At 60.2% G+C, this 17,108-nt stretch carries 14 protein-coding genes; 10 read left to right on the plus strand and 4 right to left on the minus strand.

The window, feature by feature from the left end; all coding sequences use genetic code 11:
• Positions 1-57 precede the first annotated feature (57 nt).
• Complete coding sequence (locus tag EL257_RS21295) at positions 58-1,575, plus strand: MDR family MFS transporter (protein WP_126365945.1); 1,518 nt, start codon at positions 58-60, stop codon at positions 1,573-1,575.
• A 173-nt stretch (positions 1,576-1,748) separates the two neighbouring features.
• Here EL257_RS21295 and EL257_RS21300 read toward each other — a convergent pair whose 3' ends face one another.
• The 4 genes from EL257_RS21300 to EL257_RS21315 form a co-directional block, all read right to left on the minus strand.
• Positions 1,749-2,597, minus strand: a complete 849-nt coding sequence (locus EL257_RS21300) for a cache domain-containing protein (protein WP_126365947.1) — start codon at positions 2,595-2,597, stop codon at positions 1,749-1,751.
• Between the two features lie 231 nt (positions 2,598-2,828).
• The gene (locus tag EL257_RS21305; protein WP_126365949.1) at positions 2,829-3,683 is read right to left on the minus strand and encodes an ATPase; all 855 of its coding nucleotides are present in this window, start codon (positions 3,681-3,683) and stop codon (positions 2,829-2,831) included.
• A 116-nt stretch (positions 3,684-3,799) separates the two neighbouring features.
• Entirely contained in the window at positions 3,800-4,792 is a 993-nt protein-coding gene (locus tag EL257_RS21310; RefSeq protein ID WP_126365951.1) for an NAD-dependent epimerase/dehydratase family protein, read from the minus strand.
• A 97-nt stretch (positions 4,793-4,889) separates the two neighbouring features.
• Positions 4,890-5,789, minus strand: a complete 900-nt coding sequence (locus EL257_RS21315) for a LysR family transcriptional regulator ArgP (protein ID WP_126365953.1) — start codon at positions 5,787-5,789, stop codon at positions 4,890-4,892.
• Positions 5,790-5,885: 96 nt separating this feature from the next.
• Between EL257_RS21315 and EL257_RS21320 the strand changes: the two genes are divergently transcribed.
• From EL257_RS21320 to EL257_RS21360, 9 genes are all read left to right on the plus strand, one after another.
• Positions 5,886-6,287 (plus strand): ACT domain-containing protein, encoded by a 402-nt coding sequence (locus EL257_RS21320; protein WP_126365955.1) that lies wholly within the window; start codon positions 5,886-5,888, stop codon positions 6,285-6,287.
• A gap of 5 nt (positions 6,288-6,292) precedes the next feature.
• Entirely contained in the window at positions 6,293-6,895 is a 603-nt protein-coding gene (locus tag EL257_RS21325; protein ID WP_126365957.1) for a LysE/ArgO family amino acid transporter, read from the plus strand.
• Between the two features lie 176 nt (positions 6,896-7,071).
• Complete coding sequence (locus EL257_RS21330; RefSeq protein ID WP_007918933.1) at positions 7,072-7,668, plus strand: superoxide dismutase; 597 nt, start codon at positions 7,072-7,074, stop codon at positions 7,666-7,668.
• A gap of 406 nt (positions 7,669-8,074) precedes the next feature.
• Entirely contained in the window at positions 8,075-10,126 is a 2,052-nt protein-coding gene (locus EL257_RS21335; protein WP_126365959.1) for a putative bifunctional diguanylate cyclase/phosphodiesterase, read from the plus strand.
• A gap of 409 nt (positions 10,127-10,535) precedes the next feature.
• Entirely contained in the window at positions 10,536-11,888 is a 1,353-nt protein-coding gene (locus EL257_RS21340) for an imelysin family protein (protein ID WP_126365961.1), read from the plus strand.
• Positions 11,889-12,147: 259 nt separating this feature from the next.
• The gene (locus EL257_RS21345; RefSeq protein WP_126365963.1) at positions 12,148-13,575 is read left to right on the plus strand and encodes a di-heme oxidoredictase family protein; all 1,428 of its coding nucleotides are present in this window, start codon (positions 12,148-12,150) and stop codon (positions 13,573-13,575) included.
• A 27-nt stretch (positions 13,576-13,602) separates the two neighbouring features.
• Positions 13,603-14,667, plus strand: a complete 1,065-nt coding sequence (locus tag EL257_RS21350; protein WP_126365965.1) for an imelysin family protein — start codon at positions 13,603-13,605, stop codon at positions 14,665-14,667.
• 14 nt (positions 14,668-14,681) lie between these two features.
• A complete protein-coding gene (locus EL257_RS21355; RefSeq protein ID WP_126365967.1) occupies positions 14,682-15,782 on the plus strand; it encodes a DUF1513 domain-containing protein in 1,101 nt (366 codons plus the stop codon).
• A gap of 168 nt (positions 15,783-15,950) precedes the next feature.
• Positions 15,951-17,099 carry an efflux RND transporter periplasmic adaptor subunit gene (locus EL257_RS21360; protein ID WP_126365969.1) on the plus strand — a complete coding sequence of 383 codons (1,149 nt, stop codon included), beginning with the start codon at positions 15,951-15,953 and terminating at the stop codon, positions 17,097-17,099.
• The last annotated feature ends 9 nt before the right edge of the window (positions 17,100-17,108 follow it).

Consider the following 17,108-nt stretch of genomic DNA (forward strand, 5'->3'; position numbering starts at 1 on the left):
GAGCATCCCCGCTCGCCTGACGATCTGCGGGACTCTCACTGCCCGCAGGTTTTGCCCGTGACTAATCTCAATCAGCCTGAAACGCCCAAACCGGCCATTCGCAGCGTGCTGGTCGCGCTGATGATGGCGATATTTCTCGGCGCACTGGATCAAACCATTGTTGCCGTGTCGATGCCGGCCATCTCCGCGCAATTCAAGGACGTCAGTCTGCTGGCCTGGGTGATTTCCGGGTACATGGTGGCAATGACCGTGGCGGTGCCGATCTACGGCAAGCTTGGCGACCTGTACGGGCGACGCAAACTGATGCTGTTCGGCATGGGTCTGTTTACCCTCGCCTCGCTGTTCTGCGGCATGGCGCAAAGCATGGAACAACTGGTGCTGGCGCGCATTCTTCAGGGTATCGGCGCTGGCGGCATGATTTCCGTGAGTCAGGCGATCATCGGCGACATCGTGCCGCCGCGTGAACGCGGGCGTTATCAGGGTTATTTCAGCAGCATGTACGCAGTGGCCAGCGTCGCCGGCCCGGTGCTCGGCGGCTATATGACCGAATATCTGTCGTGGCGCTGGGTATTTCTGATCAACCTGCCGCTAGGCCTCGGCGCGTACTGGGTGGCGCACCGCAACTTGCGCGGGCTGCCGATTCCGCAACGCAAGCCGATCATCGATTACTTCGGCACCGTGTTGATGATCATCGGTTTGACGGCGTTGCTGCTCGGCATCACTGAAGTGGGACAGGGCCATTCATGGCGCAGCGGCGAAGTCCTCGGTTTGTTCGCAGGTGCCGTGATCGCGCTGGCGCTGTTTGTCTGGCATGAACGCCGCGCGCAAGAGCCGCTGCTGCCGATGCACCTGTTCACCAACCGCAATGCATTGCTGTGCTGGTGCACGATTTTCTTCACCAGTTTCCAGGCGATTTCCCTGATCGTGCTGATGCCGCTGCGCTTTCAAAGCGTCACTGGCGCTGGCGCGGACAGCGCGGCGCTGCACTTGCTGCCACTGGCGATGGGCTTGCCGATCGGCGCTTATTTCGCCGGCCGCCGCACCTCGATCACGGGGCGCTACAAACCGCAGATTCTCAGCGGCGCGATCCTGATGCCGATCTCGATCCTCGGCATGGCGTTCAGCCCGCCGCAAGCGACGCTGCTCAGCGGTTTGTTCATGTTGCTCAGCGGCATCGCCGGCGGCATGCAATTCCCGACCTCGCTGGTCGGCACGCAGAACTCGGTGGAGCAACGCGACATCGGTGTCGCTACCAGCACCACCAATCTGTTCCGCTCGCTCGGCGGCGCGGTGGGCGTGGCATTGATGTCGGCGCTGCTGCTGGCGTTGTTGCACGACTCCAGTTTCGCCCATCTGGCGAGCAGTTCGTTGATCAGCGAAGGGCATTCGGGCAACGTGCTGCTCGACGGCCTGAACGCGGCACCGGGCGACGCGCAGAACGCCTTGCGTGCAGAATTGCTGGTGACGTTCCGGCACTTGCTCTGGGTCAGCGCGGCGGTGTCGTTACTCGGGCTGGCGGCGGCGATAGCAATGCCGAACAACCTGCTGCGCGGGCGGGAACACAGCGCGAAGTAATCTTGAAAGCTCACGGCCACGCACCCTGTAGGAGCTGCGGCACGCTGCGATCTTTTGATCTTTGATTGATCGCTCCCACGCGGCGCGTGGGAACAATCAAAAGACCGCAGCCTCGTTGCACTCGACAGCTCCTACAGGAGGACGAGGTGTTCGGTGACGGGCGGCGTTGCACTTCAGGGGCTGTAATAACCCACCGCCACGAGGAAATGCCCGACCTTCTTCACGTAGGCATGCTTGTCTTCGAGCTTGCCGGTCACGGGGTTTTTCCAGCGATATTCGTATTCGCCTTCAGCCTGCTTATCGATCAGCGCCAGAATCGGCTCGCCCACCGGTTTGCCTTCCGGGTCCTTGACCTTGCCGAAGTCGGTGTTGATCAAGCGCAGGTTGGTGCCATGGGCAACGTAGCGCTGGTTGTTCAGATCGACGACGAACACATACAAATCGTCCTGCAAGTAACCGCCCTTGAGCGAGTTGATCGCGGTCAGCGTGCCTTTCTCGTCCTTGGTCAGATCCGTCGCGGCTTTGTCGAGCAGCGCCTTGGCCTGTTCAGCCGAGGCCCGGGGCAGGTAATAACCCACCGCGAGAATCCGCTGGCCGACCCGCTGATAAAACACATGCTTGCGCTCGACCTTGCCGTCGGCCCAGTTCTGCCAGCGGTATTCGGCTTGCTGGACGCCGTTGCCTTCCGGCACTTTCAGCGCATCCTTGAAAGCTTTCTGCAGATCCGGCCCGAGCACCTCGCTGACATCGCGGCCGATCAACGCCGATGATGGCCCGCCACTGGCGAGCATCACGCCATGGGTGTCGAGAACGAATACGTAGCGATCCTTGTCGACAAACTCACCCTGACGGCTGAACGCGGCGAACGCCTTGTCGCCATTGTCGTGGTAGTAGGCCAACGCTTTTTCCAGCAAGGCAATGGCGGCCTGGCTGTCATCCTTGGCGGCCGTGGCGGCGCTGGCCTGGCCGAAACCGGCCAATAGCAGCAGGCCGAGCCCGACCACTTTATGCAAAAACCCCATAGCGCATCCCCCGTTCTTGTTGGTGTTTCAAGAGCGTAGACGGCTTGGGGTCAGTCGGAGGCTGAAGATGAATCGAGAAGTTGCCGCATAAGTTGTGGCGAGGGGATTTATCCCCGATGGGCTGCAAAGCAGCCCTGGGATCCGACACCCGGTGTTGCTTAAGATGCAGGGGAGCGCTTCGCACTCCATCGGGGATAAATCCCCTCGCCACAAGACTTGCCAATCAGAATTTCAAGGGCGGGCATTGATCTGCTGCTGCAGATTCTGAATCTGGGCCTGCAGGGTGTTGAGGTTGCGCGTCATCTGCGCGCGGAATGCATCGAACTCGGCGGTGTTGCCGCCACCCTGCGGCGTCGCGGGGCGGTTGTCCTGCTGGCTTTTGAGCACGACGATGTCCTGTTCCAGACGATCGATTGCCGCACTCGGATTGCCCTGTTTCTTCAATGCGGCAATATCCGCGCCGAGGCTTTTGACCTGGGCATCGAACGACTTCAACTGAGCGTCGACCTTGCTGGTATCGGCGGGTGTGCTTTTCACCGTCGCCAACTCGGCGGTCAGGGCTTTGACTTGCGCCTGCAACTGCGTATTGGCGTTCTGCTGTTCAGTGGTCTGCGCGGTCATTTGCGCCAGCCGCTTGTCCAGATCGCTGGCCTGCCCGGCCACGCCTTGCTGCTGCTTGCTTTGATCGAGGAGCTTGCCTTCCAACTGCTTGAGCTGCAGTTTCAATGCTTCGCTATCACTGGAGACATTGCTTTGGCTGGCGACGACCTTGCCGGAAATGTCCTGCAGACGCCCCGCCGCTTCTTCACTGATCCGCGCGAAGCTTTCCTGCGTCGCGACCAATTGCTGTTCCATCAGCGAAATCTGCTGGAAGCTCCACCACGCCAGACCGATGAAGGCGAAGAACAGCGCTCCCACCAGTGCCCACAACGGCCCGGTGCTGGCTGATTTGACCTTGACTACCGGGGCTGTGCGCGAATGCACCGAAGTGCGCTTGGTGGTCGGAATGTCATCGTCGTCGAAGGTGTCGGCGCGCAGGCTCGGGACATCGTCGAAATCGTCGTGGGCATCGTTACGGATGGGCATTGAGGCGACCTTTGTGAAACTCGGTGATAGCTGAATGCTGCGAAGTATAACCGCCGCAGCCGCAGGCATTGACCCTCAACCCGCGGTGCGGTTCAGTGCCGCCCGGCCGAATCGTTTCAACGAATGTCCTGAGCTTTCCACCAGTGGCAGAACTCGTCGAGTGCCGTCCACAGGCTGACTTTCGGATCGTAGTCGAGATAATGCCGGGCGCGCGCGATGTCGAGGGTGAAATTTTTCTTCATCACTTGCATGCCCAGGCGTGACAGCGTCGGCTCGGGTCGGCCCGGCCAGAGTTTGCAGACACCTTCATTCAGCGCCGCGACGCTGTAGGCGAGTCCGTAGGATCGGTATTTCGTCACCTGCGGCACTTCCATTTTGCGCATCACGTAATTGACCACATCCCACAACGGCACCGGCGCGCCGTTGCTGATGTTGTAGGCCTTGCCCAACGCCGAACCGGCAGCGAGCAGACTGCTGAGCATGGCTTCGTTGAGGTTCTGCACGCTGGTGAAATCGACTTTGTTGAGGCCGTTGCCAATGATCGCCAGACGCCCCTTGCGCTGCATGTTCAGCAGCCGCGGGAAGATGCTCATGTCGCCGGCGCCGGTGACGAAACGCGGGCGCAGGGCGATGGTTTCCAGACCGAACTCCTGGGCGCCGAAGACCTTTTGCTCGGCCAGATACTTGGTTGCAGCGTAGTGATGTTTGAAACGTTTTGGCACTTGCTCTTCGGTCAGATTGAGGTGATCGCGGCCATCAAAATAGATCGAGGGCGAAGACAGGTGCACCAGACGCCGCACCCGCTGTTTCAGGCAGGCTTCGACGACGTTTTCGGTGACCTCGACGTTACCCTGGTGAAAGTCCTGATAACGCCCCCACAAACCGACGGCGCCAGCGCAATTCACCACCGCTTCGACATCGGAACACAATTCACGCACCAGGTCCGGGTCGGTCAGATCGCCCGGAATGAACTCGGCGCCGCGACGCACCAGATGCTCGACGCTCTCGGCCCGGCGGCCGTTGACCCGCACGTCCAGGCCCTGCTCAAGGGCGAAACGCGCAAAGCGTCCGCCGATGAAGCCACTTGCGCCGGTAACGAGAATCTTCATGCACAACTCCAACAAAAAAGCAGCCTCAAGCGTCAAGCTTCCAGCTGCAAGTTTAAAACGGTACGCAGCGCTTCACTTGCCGCTTGCAGCTTGACGCTTATGGCTGTTTCCAGGGCACCAGCCATTGCGCAGAGGCGCGCACCAATTGCTCGGTCAACAGGCCCAGCAACTGCCCGCCATTGCGCCAATGATGCCAGTACAACGGCACATCGATCGGTTTATCTGGCAGCAACTCGCGCAACGTGCCGCGTTGCAATTGCTCGCGTCCTTGCAGTTCCGGCACCAACCCCCAGCCAAGTCCGGCCTCGGTCAGGCGAATAAAACCTTCTGAAGACGGGCATAAATGGTGCTCGAAAGCGCCATCGACACCGAGCGAGGCGAGATAGCGATGCTGCAGAAAATCATCCGGGCCAAACACCAGCGCCGGCGTGCGCGGCAATCGTTCGGCACGCACGCCGTCGGGAAAATGCCGTTCGATGAACGCCGGACTGGCCAGCGCGCGATAGCGCATGGCGCCGAGCAAGACGCTGCGCGCGCCGGCCACCGGCCGTTCACTGGCACACAGGCACGCGGCGACTTCGCCGGCGCGCATGCGTTTGAGCCCCACTGTTTGATCTTCCACAACCAGATCCAGCAATAAATGCTGCTCAGCGCAAAAATCCCCCACCGCCCCGGCCCACCAAGTGGCAAGGCTGTCGGCATTGAGCGCAATGCGCAGACGTTCCGCCAGCCCCTCTTCATCGAGTGCCGGCACCAGCGTCTGCAGGTCGCGTTCCAGCAAGCGCACCTGCTGCACGTGGTTGAGCAAGCGCCGGCCAATTTCCGTAGGCGCTGGCGGCGTGCCGCGCACCAGCACCGGTTGGCCGACCCGCGCCTCAAGCAACTTGATGCGCTGCGAGATGGCTGACTGCGACAGACCGAGTATCTGCGCGGCCCTCTCGAATCCTGCCTGCTCGACGACTGCGGCCAGAGCAGAAAGCAACTTGTAGTCGAACATCAGTTTTCCTAATGAGCGATCAGCATTATTGGTTTTTCTTATACAGCCTTCGCCGGGAGAATAGCCAGCAAGCACTCTCTTTTCAGGAATAACTTCATGGCCGGTGAAACCTCTCTCTCGACTTTATTGCGCAGCATGAGTCCACAACTCAACGCCGGCGATTACGTGTTCTGCACCCTGGGCGACAGTCGGATACCCGATGGCCTGGAAGTGATCGGCAGCTTCCGTGAACAGGAAGGCCTGACGCTGATTCTTGAACGTTCACAGGCCGAACAGGCCGGGTTCAGTTTCGATTACGTCGCCGCGTGGATCACTTTGAATGTGCATTCGGCATTGCAGGCGGTCGGCCTCACCGCCGCGTTCGCCACCGCGCTGGGTCAGGCCGGCATCAGTTGCAACGTGATCGCCGGCTACTACCACGACCATCTGTTTGTCGGCCGGGCCGACGCCGAACGCGCCATGCACGTGCTGCGCGACCTTGCAGCCAACGCGGAGTAACACCTATGTGGCAAAGCTATGTGAACGGTCTGTTGGTGGCGCTGGGGTTGATCATGGCGATCGGCACGCAGAACGCGTTTGTTCTCGCGCAGAGCCTGCGCCGTGAGCACCATTTGCCGGTGGCGGCACTCTGCGTGGTCTGCGACGCGCTGCTGGTGGCCGCCGGGGTCTTCGGGCTGGCGACCGTGCTGGCGCAGAACCCGACGCTGCTGGCGATTGCCCGCTGGGGCGGCGTGACGTTCCTGATCTGGTACGGCAGCCAGGCGCTGCGCCGGGCCTGTTCGAAACAGAGTCTTGATCAAGGCCAGAATCAGACCGTCCGCTCGCTACGCGCAGTGATGCTCAGCGCGCTCGCGGTGACACTGCTCAATCCACACGTTTATCTGGATACCGTGCTGCTGATCGGCTCGCTCGGCGCGCAACAATTGGTGCCCGCCGCTTATGTGGTTGGCGCGGCGAGCGCTTCGCTGCTGTGGTTTTTCACTCTGGCACTGGGCGCCGCGTGGCTGGCACCGTGGCTGGCTCGGCCGAGTACCTGGCGGATTCTCGATCTGGTGGTCGCGCTGATGATGTTCACGGTGGCGGCACAGTTGATTATCGCCAGCTGATTTATTCCAAACCGCTCTGGAACCTCTTTCCCACACAGTTGTTGCGTGGTTATGCCGCAACCCCGGTGCTATGATCCGAACCCTGCGCCGCAAAGAGTAAAAACTCGCCGGCGCATTTCTGGCCGCCCGTGATCGGCCTTGCGCTCACCGCAACAGACCTGATTAGGAGAATCATCATGGCTTTCGAATTGCCGCCGCTGCCTTACGCACACGATGCCCTGCAGCCGCACATTTCCAAGGAAACCCTGGAATACCACCACGACAAGCACCACAACACCTATGTCGTGAACCTGAACAACCTGGTGCCAGGCACCGAGTTCGAAGGCAAGACCCTGGAAGAAATCGTCAAGACTTCCTCGGGCGGTATCTTCAACAACGCCGCTCAGGTCTGGAACCACACTTTCTACTGGAACTGCCTGGCGCCAAACGCCGGTGGTCAACCAACCGGCGCGCTGGCTGAAGCCATCAATGCAGCGTTCGGTTCGTTCGACAAGTTCAAGGAAGAGTTCAGCAAAACTTCGATCGGCACCTTCGGTTCCGGCTGGGGCTGGCTGGTGAAAAAGGCTGACGGTTCCCTGGCTCTGGCCAGCACCATCGGCGCCGGCAACCCGCTGACCAGCGGCGACACCCCGCTGCTGACCTGCGACGTCTGGGAACACGCTTACTACATCGACTACCGCAACGTTCGTCCAAAGTATGTCGAAGCGTTCTGGAACCTGGTCAACTGGAAGTTCGTTGCCGAGCAGTTCGAAGGCAAAACCTTCACCGCTTAAGCTGCGCGCCAGTCAAAAAACCCGGCTATTGCCGGGTTTTTTATGCCTGTGATTTATTACACCCTACTGAAACCCAGGAACATTAAACGCTTCTGGTCTTTGTGAGAGCTACCACAGGCGTCCTACACAAGGACAGCCTTGTTCCCACAGCAAATGCAGCCTCAAGTGGCTTGCCGCCGTGGCGCAGCGGGCTAACATCAAACCAGAAGAAAATTGTTCCGAATCGCTCAAGTTGAGGGCTGCATTTACCGACATAGTACAAACCGCGGCGAAGAATCCACCGCAGCCTTTGGGCCAAGGTCCTGGACGAATGAGCCGGGGTCCGATTGTCCCTTTGACTGACAACCCGGGATTGCCAATACTCATGGCAACTTGACGCTACCCGCACGGAACAAGGAATACCTCTTTGAAGCTGGAACTCAAGAACAGCTTGTCGGTGAAGTTGCTCCGGGTCGTGCTCCTGTCGGCATTGATCGTCGGCGTAGTCTTGAGCTGCGCGCAGATTGTCTTCGACGCTTACAAAACCCGTCAGGCAGTGGCGGGTGACGCCGAGCGCATTCTCGATATGTTCCGTGACCCCTCGACGCAGGCCGTGTACAGCCTCGACCGCGAGATGGGCATGCAGGTGATCGAAGGCCTGTTTCAGGATGACGCCGTGCGGCAGGCCTCCATCGGCCACCCCAACGAAGCCATGCTCGCGCAGAAATCGCGCGATCTGCAGCATTCCAACAGCCGCTGGCTGACTGACGTGATTCTCGGCAAGGAGCGCACCTTCACCACGCAACTGGTGGGACGTGGCCCTTACAGCGAGTATTACGGCGATCTGAGTATCACCCTCGACACCGCCACCTACGGCGAAGGGTTTATCATCAGTTCGGTGATCATCTTCATTTCCGGCGTGTTGCGCGCGCTGGCCATGGCGCTTGTGCTGTATCTGGTTTATCACTGGCTGCTGACCAAACCGTTGTCGCGGATCATCGAGCATCTCACCGAGATCAACCCGGATCGGCCCAGCGAACACAAGATTCCTCAGCTCAAGGGCCACGAAAAAAACGAACTGGGCATCTGGATCAACACCGCCAACCAATTGCTCGAATCCATCGAGCGCAATACCCACTTACGCCACGAAGCGGAAAACAGCCTGCTGCGCATGGCCCAGTACGATTTCCTCACCGGCCTGCCAAACCGTCAGCAATTGCAGCAGCAACTGGACAAGATCCTCGTCGACGCCGGCAAGCTGCAACGCCGGGTCGCCGTGCTGGTCGTGGGACTGGATGATTTCAAAGGCATCAACGAGCAATTCAGCTACCAGACCGGTGACCAGTTGTTACTGGCGCTGGCGGATCGCCTGCGCGCCCACAGCGGTCGCCTGGGCGCCCTCGCCCGTTTGGGTGGCGATCAGTTCGCACTGGTTCAGGCCGACATCGAACAGCCTTACGAGGCGGCGGAACTGGCGCAAAGCATTCTTGACGATCTGGAGGCGCCATTCGCGCTCGGCGATCAGGAGATCCGTCTGCGCGCGACCATCGGCATCACTTTGTTCCCGGAGGATGGCGACAGCACCGAGAAGCTGTTGCAGAAGGCCGAGCAGACCATGACGCTGGCCAAGACCCGTTCGCGCAACCGTTACCAGTTTTACATTGCCAGCGTCGACAGCGAGATGCGCCGCCGGCGCGAGCTGGAAAAAGACCTGCGCGATGCGCTGATCCGCGACCAGTTCTATCTGGTCTATCAGCCGCAGATCAGTTATCGCGATCAGCGCGTTGTCGGGGTCGAAGCGCTGATTCGCTGGCAGCATCCGGAACACGGTCTGGTGCCGCCAGACCTGTTCATCCCGCTGGCGGAACAGAACGGCACGATCATCGCCATCGGCGAATGGGTGCTGGATCAGGCCTGCAAGCAATTACGCGACTGGCACGATCAGGGCTTCGCCGATCTGCGCATGGCGGTGAACCTGTCAACCGTGCAGTTGCATCACGCCGAGCTGCCGCGGGTGGTCAACAATCTGTTGCAGATGTATCGCCTGCCACCGCGCAGCCTCGAACTGGAGGTCACCGAAACCGGCCTCATGGAAGACATCAGCACCGCTGCCCAACATTTGCTGAGCCTGCGGCGCTCCGGCGCACTGATTGCCATCGACGACTTCGGCACCGGTTATTCATCGCTGAGCTATCTGAAAAGCCTGCCGCTGGACAAGATCAAGATCGACAAGAGTTTCGTGCAGGATCTGCTGGATGACGACGACGACGCGACCATCGTTCGCGCAATCATTCAGTTGGGCAAGAGCCTGGGCATGCAGGTGATTGCCGAGGGCGTGGAGACCGCCGAACAGGAAAGCTACATCATTTCCGAAGGCTGCCACGAAGGTCAGGGCTATTACTACAGCAAGCCGCTGCCGGCGCGCGAGCTGGGCAACTACCTCAAGCAGGCGCAGCGCAGCAACGCGGCCATTCTATAAGATCAAAAGATCGCAGCCTTCGGCAGCTCCTACATTTGAAATGCATTCCCCTGTAGGAGCTGACGAGTGAAACGAGGGCGCGATCTTTTGCTCTTCATGCGCAAATAAGAAATATTTCCAGCCACGCCTTTACACTCGTTCCCCCCTGTAGGAGCTGACGAGTGAAACGAGCCTGCGATCTTTTGCTCTTCATGCGCAAATAAGAAATATTTCCAGCCACGCCTTTACACTCGTTCCCCCCCTGTAGGAGCTGACGAGTGAAACGAGGCTGCGATCTTTTGCTCTTCATGCGCAAATAAGAAATATTTCCAGCCACGCCTTTACACATAATGCGAAAGATTTGCATTATGTCGCAGTTTTGCGCACCCCCAGCGCGAGTCCACTCAACTATCGAAGCAGGATGTTCGCCATGATTCGTATGCCTCTGGCTACCGCCAGTCTGCTGGCCATCGCTATTTCCCTCGCCGGTTGCGGCGAAGGCAAAGACAAAGAAAAAGCCTCCGAAATGACGCCCGCCTCCAGCAGCGCTGCTCCAGCCCCTGCCGCTACGCCTGCGCCTGCTGCCGGTAAAGTCGACGAAGCCGCCGCCAAGGCCGTGGTCGCGCATTACGCCGACATGGTCTTCGCCGTTTACAGCGATGCCGAATCCACCGCGAAAACCCTGCAAACCGCCGTTGACGCTTTCCTCGCCAAGCCGGATGCCGACACCCTGAAAGCCGCCAAGGCTGCCTGGGTCGCCGCGCGCGTTCCGTATCTGCAGAGCGAAGTGTTCCGCTTCGGCAACACGATCATTGATGACTGGGAAGGTCAGGTTAACGCCTGGCCACTGGACGAAGGCCTGATCGACTACGTCGACAAATCCTACGAGCATGCACTGGGTAACCCGGGCGCCACCGCCAACATCATCGCCAACACCGAAGTACAGGTCGGCGAAGACAAGGTCGACGTGAAAGAGATCACCCCGGAAAAACTCGCCAGCCTCAATGAGCTGGGCGGTTCCGAGGCCAACGTTGCTACCGGCTACCACGCCATCGAATTCCTGCTCTGGGGTCAAGACCTCAATGGCACCGGTCCTGGCGCCGGCAACCGTCCTGCATCGGATTACCTGGAAGGCGCCGGCGCTACCGGTGGCCACAATGATCGTCGTCGCGCCTATCTGAAGTCCGTGACCCAACTGCTGGTCAGCGATCTGGAAGAAATGGTCGGCAACTGGAAGCCGAACGTGGCTGACAACTATCGCGCCACTCTGGAAGCCGAGCCCGGCGAAACCGGTCTGCGCAAAATGCTCTTCGGCATGGGCAGCCTGTCCCTGGGTGAACTGGCCGGCGAGCGCATGAAGGTTTCTCTGGAAGCCAACTCGCCAGAAGACGAGCAGGACTGCTTCAGCGACAACACTCACTACTCGCACTTCTACGATGCCAAAGGCGTGCGTAACGTCTACCTCGGCGAATATACCCGCGTGGACGGCACCAAGTTGAACGGCGCCAGCCTGTCGTCGCTGGTGGCGAAGGCCGATCCGGCCGCCGACACCGCGTTGAAAGCCGATCTGGCTGCCACCGAAGCGAAGATCCAGGTCATGGTCGATCACGCCAACAAGGGTGAGCACTACGACCAGTTGATCGCCGCCGGCAACACCGCGGGCAATCAAGTGGTACGCGACGCCATCGCCGCACTGGTCAAACAGACCGGTTCGATCGAAGCCGCCGCCGGCAAACTGGGCATCAGCGATCTGAACCCGGACAACGCCGATCACGAGTTCTGATCAACGCGTGCGCTTCAAAAAAAAGGCGACCTTCGGGTCGCCTTTTTCATGCCTGACGCACACCCCTCCTGTAGGAGCTGCCGCAGGCTGCGATCTTTTGATTTTTCCTTTCAAGAAGCAAGATCAAAAGATCGCAGCCTTCGGCAGCTCCTACGCGGTTCGGCTTTGCGCTGATCAAGCAAACGATAATTCCTCTTATTCAAACCCCTTCGCCCTGTTAGACTTTGCGCCTTTGTTTTCGCCCGTTTCAGGATGTCTGATGCCCTCGCTGCCTCTTCGCTTGTCCGCACTGTTGCTGGCCCTGGGCCTGAGTGCCTGCGATGACGCCCCGCGTTTCACTGAGGCTGAACCCGGTGAAGCGCGTTCGGGTGGTGCGGCGACTGTGCGCAAGAGCGATCAGAATGCGTTTTCCCTGCCCTCGGCCAACCTGCCGCCGTCGCGGCGAGTGGATTTCAGCGTTGGCAACAGCTTCTTCCGCAGCCCGTGGGTGATCGCGCCGTCGACCACCACAGCACGCGACGGCCTCGGCCCGCTGTTCAACACCAATGCCTGCCAGAACTGCCACATCAAGGACGGTCGCGGTCATCCACCCGAGCCGGATGCGACCAATGCGGTGTCGATGCTGGTGCGCCTGTCGATCCCTGATGCGCCGCCTTACGCCAAAATCATCGAGCAACTTGGCGTGGTGCCGGAGCCGGTCTACGGCGGCCAGTTCCAGGACATGGCCGTTCCCGGCGTCGCCCCGGAGGGCAAAGTGCGCGTCGACTACACGCCGGTGCCGGTGCGCTTCAGGGACGGCAGCGAAATCGAGCTGCGCAAACCGACGCTGCAGATCACTCAACTCGGTTACGGCCCGATGCATCCCGACACACGTTTTTCTGCGCGGGTCGCGCCGGCGATGATTGGTCTGGGCCTGCTCGAAGCCATTCCCGAAGAAGCCATCCTCGCCAACGCTGCTGCTCAGGCGAAAGAAAACAACGGCATCAATGGCCGGCCGAATCGGGTCTGGGATGATCAATTACAGAAAACCGTCATCGGCCGGTTCGGCTGGAAAGCCGGACAGCCGAATCTCAATCAACAGAACGTTCACGCGTTCTCGGGTGATATGGGCCTGACCACCAGCCTGCGGCCGTTCGACGACTGCAGCGAGGCGCAAACCGCCTGCAAGCAGGCGCCGAACGGCAATGGCCCGGACGGCGAACCGGAAGTCAGCGATAACATTCTGCGGCTGGTGCTGTTCTACAGCCGCAATCTGGCAGTCCCGGCGCGCCGTGGCGTTAATGACCCACAGGTGCTGACCGGCAAGAATCTGTTTTTCCAGGCCGGTTGCCAGTCGTGCCACACGCCGAAATACACCACTGCCGCCAATGCTGCCGAACCGGAATTGGCCAATCAGGTAATCCGCCCGTACAGCGATCTGCTGTTGCATGACATGGGCGAAGGTCTGGCCGACAACCGCAGCGAATTCCGGGCCTCTGGCCGCGACTGGCGCACGCCGCCGTTGTGGGGCATCGGCCTGACGCAAGCCGTCAGCGGTCACACACAGTTTTTGCATGACGGTCGCGCACGCAATCTGCTCGAAGCGGTGCTCTGGCACGGCGGCGAAGCGAGCGCTGCGCAACAACAGGTTTTGTCTTTCAATGCCGAGCAGCGTGCTGCGCTGCTGGCGTTTCTGAACTCACTTTAAATACTGAAAAAGCATCGGGAGCCCGACATGTTCCGTCCCAAGTTATTGTTCACCAGCCTTGCTGCGCTCGCCCTCGGCGCCTGCTCGCCGCAGGATCCGCAAGCGGTCACCTCGGCAGCTATCGCCAAATCGGTGATCCTGCCGACTTACACCCGTTGGGTTGAAGCCGACAAGCAACTGGCGGTCAGCGCCCTCGCCTATTGCCAGGGCAAGGAAACCCTGGAGACCGCCCGCGCCGACTTCCTGCACGCGCAAAAAGCCTGGGCCGAGCTGCAACCGTTGCTGATTGGGCCGCTGGCAGAGGGCAACCGTTCGTGGCAGGTGCAGTTCTGGCCGGACAAGAAAAACCTGGTCGGTCGCCAGGTCGAGCAACTGGTCGTCGCCCAACCACAGATCGACGCCGCCGCTTTGGCCAAATCGAGCGTAGTGGTTCAGGGTCTGTCGGCTTACGAATACATCCTGTTCGATGCCAAGCCTGATGTCGCCAACGACGAGCAGAAAGCCAAATACTGCCCGCTGCTGATCGCCATCGGCGAACGTCAGAAACAACTGGCCGAAGAAATCCTGCAGAGCTGGAACAACACCGACGGCATGCTTGCGCAGATGACCAAGTTCCCTAACCAGCGCTACGCTGACTCCCACGAAGCGATCGCCGATCTGCTGCGTGTGCAGGTCACCGCACTCGACACTCTGAAGAAAAAACTCGGCACTCCGATGGGCCGTCAGAGCAAAGGCGTACCGCAGCCATTCCAGGCTGATGCGTGGCGCAGCCAGTCGTCGCTGACCGCTTTGGAAGCCAGCCTTAGCGCCGCCAAAACCGTATGGGAAGGCGTCGACAACAAAGGCCTGCGCGGCTTGTTGCCGGCCGAGCAAAAACCATTGGCGGACAAAATCGACGCCGCCTATGCCGCTTCGCTGAAACTGTTCGACAGCACCCAGCGTTCGCTCGGCGAGATGCTCGAAGATGACGCCGGTCGCCAGCAACTCAACGACATCTATGACAGCCTCAACGTCGTCCATCGCCTGCATGAAGGCGAACTGGCCAAGGCGCTGGGCATCCAACTGGGCTTCAACGCCAACGACGGTGACTGATGAGGGCGAGTGCCATGCTGCGACGTCAGGTTCTGACTTTAGGTAGTGCACTGCTGGGAGCAGTGACGCTGGGCGGCTGGACGCTGTTCAAACGCAAGGATCAGAGCCCGCTGCTGCTGTCGGCGCGCGACGACACCGACGGCAAGCATTACGCCGTCGGTTATCGGCTGGACGGCACGCGGCTGTTCGCCACCGAAGTCGGCCAGCGCTGCCACGACATCATCAACCATCCGACGCAGCCGATCGCGCTGTTCGTCGCGCGGCGTCCGGGCACGGAGAGCTACTTGATCGATTTGCGCGACGGTACTTTGCTGCAGACCGTGACCTCACAGCCGAACCGGCATTTCTACGGCCACGCCGTGGTGCACAAGGACGGCGAGTATCTGTATGCCACCGAGAACGACACGACTGATCCCGGTCGTGGATTGCTGGGTGTGTATCGGTTCGAAGGCGAGCGGCTGGTGCACAGTGGCGAGATTTCCACCCACGGTCTCGGTCCGCATCAGGTGTCGTGGATGCCCGATGGCGAGACGCTGGTGGTGGCCAATGGCGGGATTCGCACCGAGGCGGAAAGCCGCGTCGACATGAACCTCAACGCCATGGAGCCGAGCCTGGTGCTGATGCAACGCGACGGCACTCTGTTGAGCAAGGAAACGCTCACCCAGCAAATGAACAGTGTGCGTCACCTGGGCATCGCCAGCGACGGCACTATCGTTGCCGGCCAGCAATTCATGGGGCCGTCCCACGAGCGTTCGGAGCTGCTGGCGATCAAGCGTCCGGGACAGCCGTTCGTGGCGTTTCCGGTGCCTGAGCATCAGTTGCAGTCGATGGGGCATTACACCGCCAGCGTGGCGGTGCATAGCGATCTGCGCCTGGTCGCCCTGACGGCGCCGCGTGGCAACCGTTTCTTTATCTGGGATCTGGACAGCGGCGAAGTGCGCCTCGATGCGCCACTGCCTGATTGCGCCGGGGTCGGTGCGGTGCAGGACGGGTTCGTCGTGACCTCGGGCCAGGGCCGTTGCCGCTATTACGATTGCCGTCAGGATGAACTGCTGGCCAAACCGCTCGAACTGCCGGCAGGGCTCTGGGACAACCATCTGCATCTGATGGCCTGAATACACAGCAAAAGATCGCAGCCTTCGGCAGCTCCTACACTGGACCGTAATCCCCTGTAAGAGCTGCCGCAGGCTGCGATCTTTTGCAGTGTATGCAGTTGGATTCCCTGCCTCACTCGGAGTAATGTTCGGGCCTGTCTAACCTGATTTATCCAAGGAACTGGAAATATGCTGCGTCGCCGCATGCTGATCATGTTGGGTGTGGTCTTGCTGATCGTCCTGGTGCTGGGCGGATACAAAGCCTTTTCGATCTACACGATGATCCAGGGCTTTTCCAAACCGAAACCGCCGATCAGCGTCGCCGTGGCTACCGCCGGCGAACAGCCGTGGCAGATGCGCCTGCCCACCGTCGGCACGCTCAAGGCCCTGCAAGGCGTTGACCTGAGCCTGGAAGTGGCGGGCACGGTGACCGAACTCAAATTTGAATCCGGACAGAAGGTCAAAGCCGGGCAACCGCTGCTGCAACTCGACAGCGCCGTCGAAACCGCCCTCCTCGAAACCGCCAAGGCTGATCTTGGCCTGGCGCAACTGGACTTCGGCCGTGGCGCGCAACTGGTCGACAGCCGCGCCATCTCCAAGGGCGAGTACGACCGCCTCTCCGCCGTGCTGCAAAAGAACAAGGCGACGGTCAATCAGCTCAACGCATCGCTGGCGAAAAAGCGCATCCTCGCGCCGTTCAGCGGCACCATCGGCATCCGCCAGGTCGACGTCGGCGACTACCTCGCCAGCGGTACCAAAATCGCCACGTTGCAAGACTTGAGCAGCCTCTACGCCGACTTCTACGTGCCCGAGCAATCGGTGCCGAAACTCGCCGTCGGCCAGCCGGTGCAGTTCACCGTAGCCGCTTATCCGGGGCAGAACTTTGTCGGCAAGATCAGCGCGATCAACCCGATTGTCGAAAGCACCACGCGGAACATTCTGGTGCGTGCCACGTTGGCCAACCCCGACGGCAAACTGTTGCCGGGCATGTTCGCCAGCCTTGAGGTGCTGCTGCCCGATCCGCAAAAGCACATCGTGGTACCGGAAAGTGCGATCACCTACACGCTCTATGGCAACTCGATCTACGTGGTCGGACAGAAAAAAGCCGAGGACGGCAACGTCGAAAAAGACGACAAGGGCCAACCAGTCCTGATCGCCGAACGCCGTTTCATCGAGACCGGTGAACGCCGCGATGGCCTGGTAATGATCAACAAAGGCGTGCAGAGCGGCGAGCAAGTGGTGACGGCCGGCCAGATCAAACTGGACAACGGTGCCCACATCGCCATCAGCGACGACAAGACCCTCGGCGAGCAGAACAGTCCGCCTCGCGCCGACTGATCAAGGAAT

Origin of the sequence: Pseudomonas fluorescens (assembly GCF_900636825.1) — a bacterium.
Classification (GTDB): domain Bacteria; phylum Pseudomonadota; class Gammaproteobacteria; order Pseudomonadales; family Pseudomonadaceae; genus Aquipseudomonas; species Aquipseudomonas fluorescens_BG.

Bases quoted from the DNA above. Each gene is read 5' to 3' on its own strand.
- EL257_RS21300 (WP_126365947.1), bottom strand. From the start codon at position 2,597: ATGGGGTTTTTGCATAAAGTGGTCGGGCTCGGCCTGCTGCTATTGGCC.
- EL257_RS21320 (WP_126365955.1), top strand. From the start codon at position 5,886: ATGGCCGGTGAAACCTCTCTCTCGACTTTATTGCGCAGCATGAGTCCA.
- EL257_RS21330 (WP_007918933.1), top strand. From the start codon at position 7,072: ATGGCTTTCGAATTGCCGCCGCTGCCTTACGCACACGATGCCCTGCAG.
- EL257_RS21345 (WP_126365963.1), top strand. From the start codon at position 12,148: ATGCCCTCGCTGCCTCTTCGCTTGTCCGCACTGTTGCTGGCCCTGGGC.
- EL257_RS21350 (WP_126365965.1), top strand. From the start codon at position 13,603: ATGTTCCGTCCCAAGTTATTGTTCACCAGCCTTGCTGCGCTCGCCCTC.
- EL257_RS21310 (WP_126365951.1), bottom strand. From the start codon at position 4,792: ATGAAGATTCTCGTTACCGGCGCAAGTGGCTTCATCGGCGGACGCTTT.
- EL257_RS21325 (WP_126365957.1), top strand. From the start codon at position 6,293: ATGTGGCAAAGCTATGTGAACGGTCTGTTGGTGGCGCTGGGGTTGATC.
- EL257_RS21340 (WP_126365961.1), top strand. From the start codon at position 10,536: ATGATTCGTATGCCTCTGGCTACCGCCAGTCTGCTGGCCATCGCTATT.
- EL257_RS21355 (WP_126365967.1), top strand. From the start codon at position 14,682: ATGCTGCGACGTCAGGTTCTGACTTTAGGTAGTGCACTGCTGGGAGCA.
- EL257_RS21315 (WP_126365953.1), bottom strand. From the start codon at position 5,789: ATGTTCGACTACAAGTTGCTTTCTGCTCTGGCCGCAGTCGTCGAGCAG.
- EL257_RS21305 (WP_126365949.1), bottom strand. From the start codon at position 3,683: ATGCCCATCCGTAACGATGCCCACGACGATTTCGACGATGTCCCGAGC.
- EL257_RS21360 (WP_126365969.1), top strand. From the start codon at position 15,951: ATGCTGCGTCGCCGCATGCTGATCATGTTGGGTGTGGTCTTGCTGATC.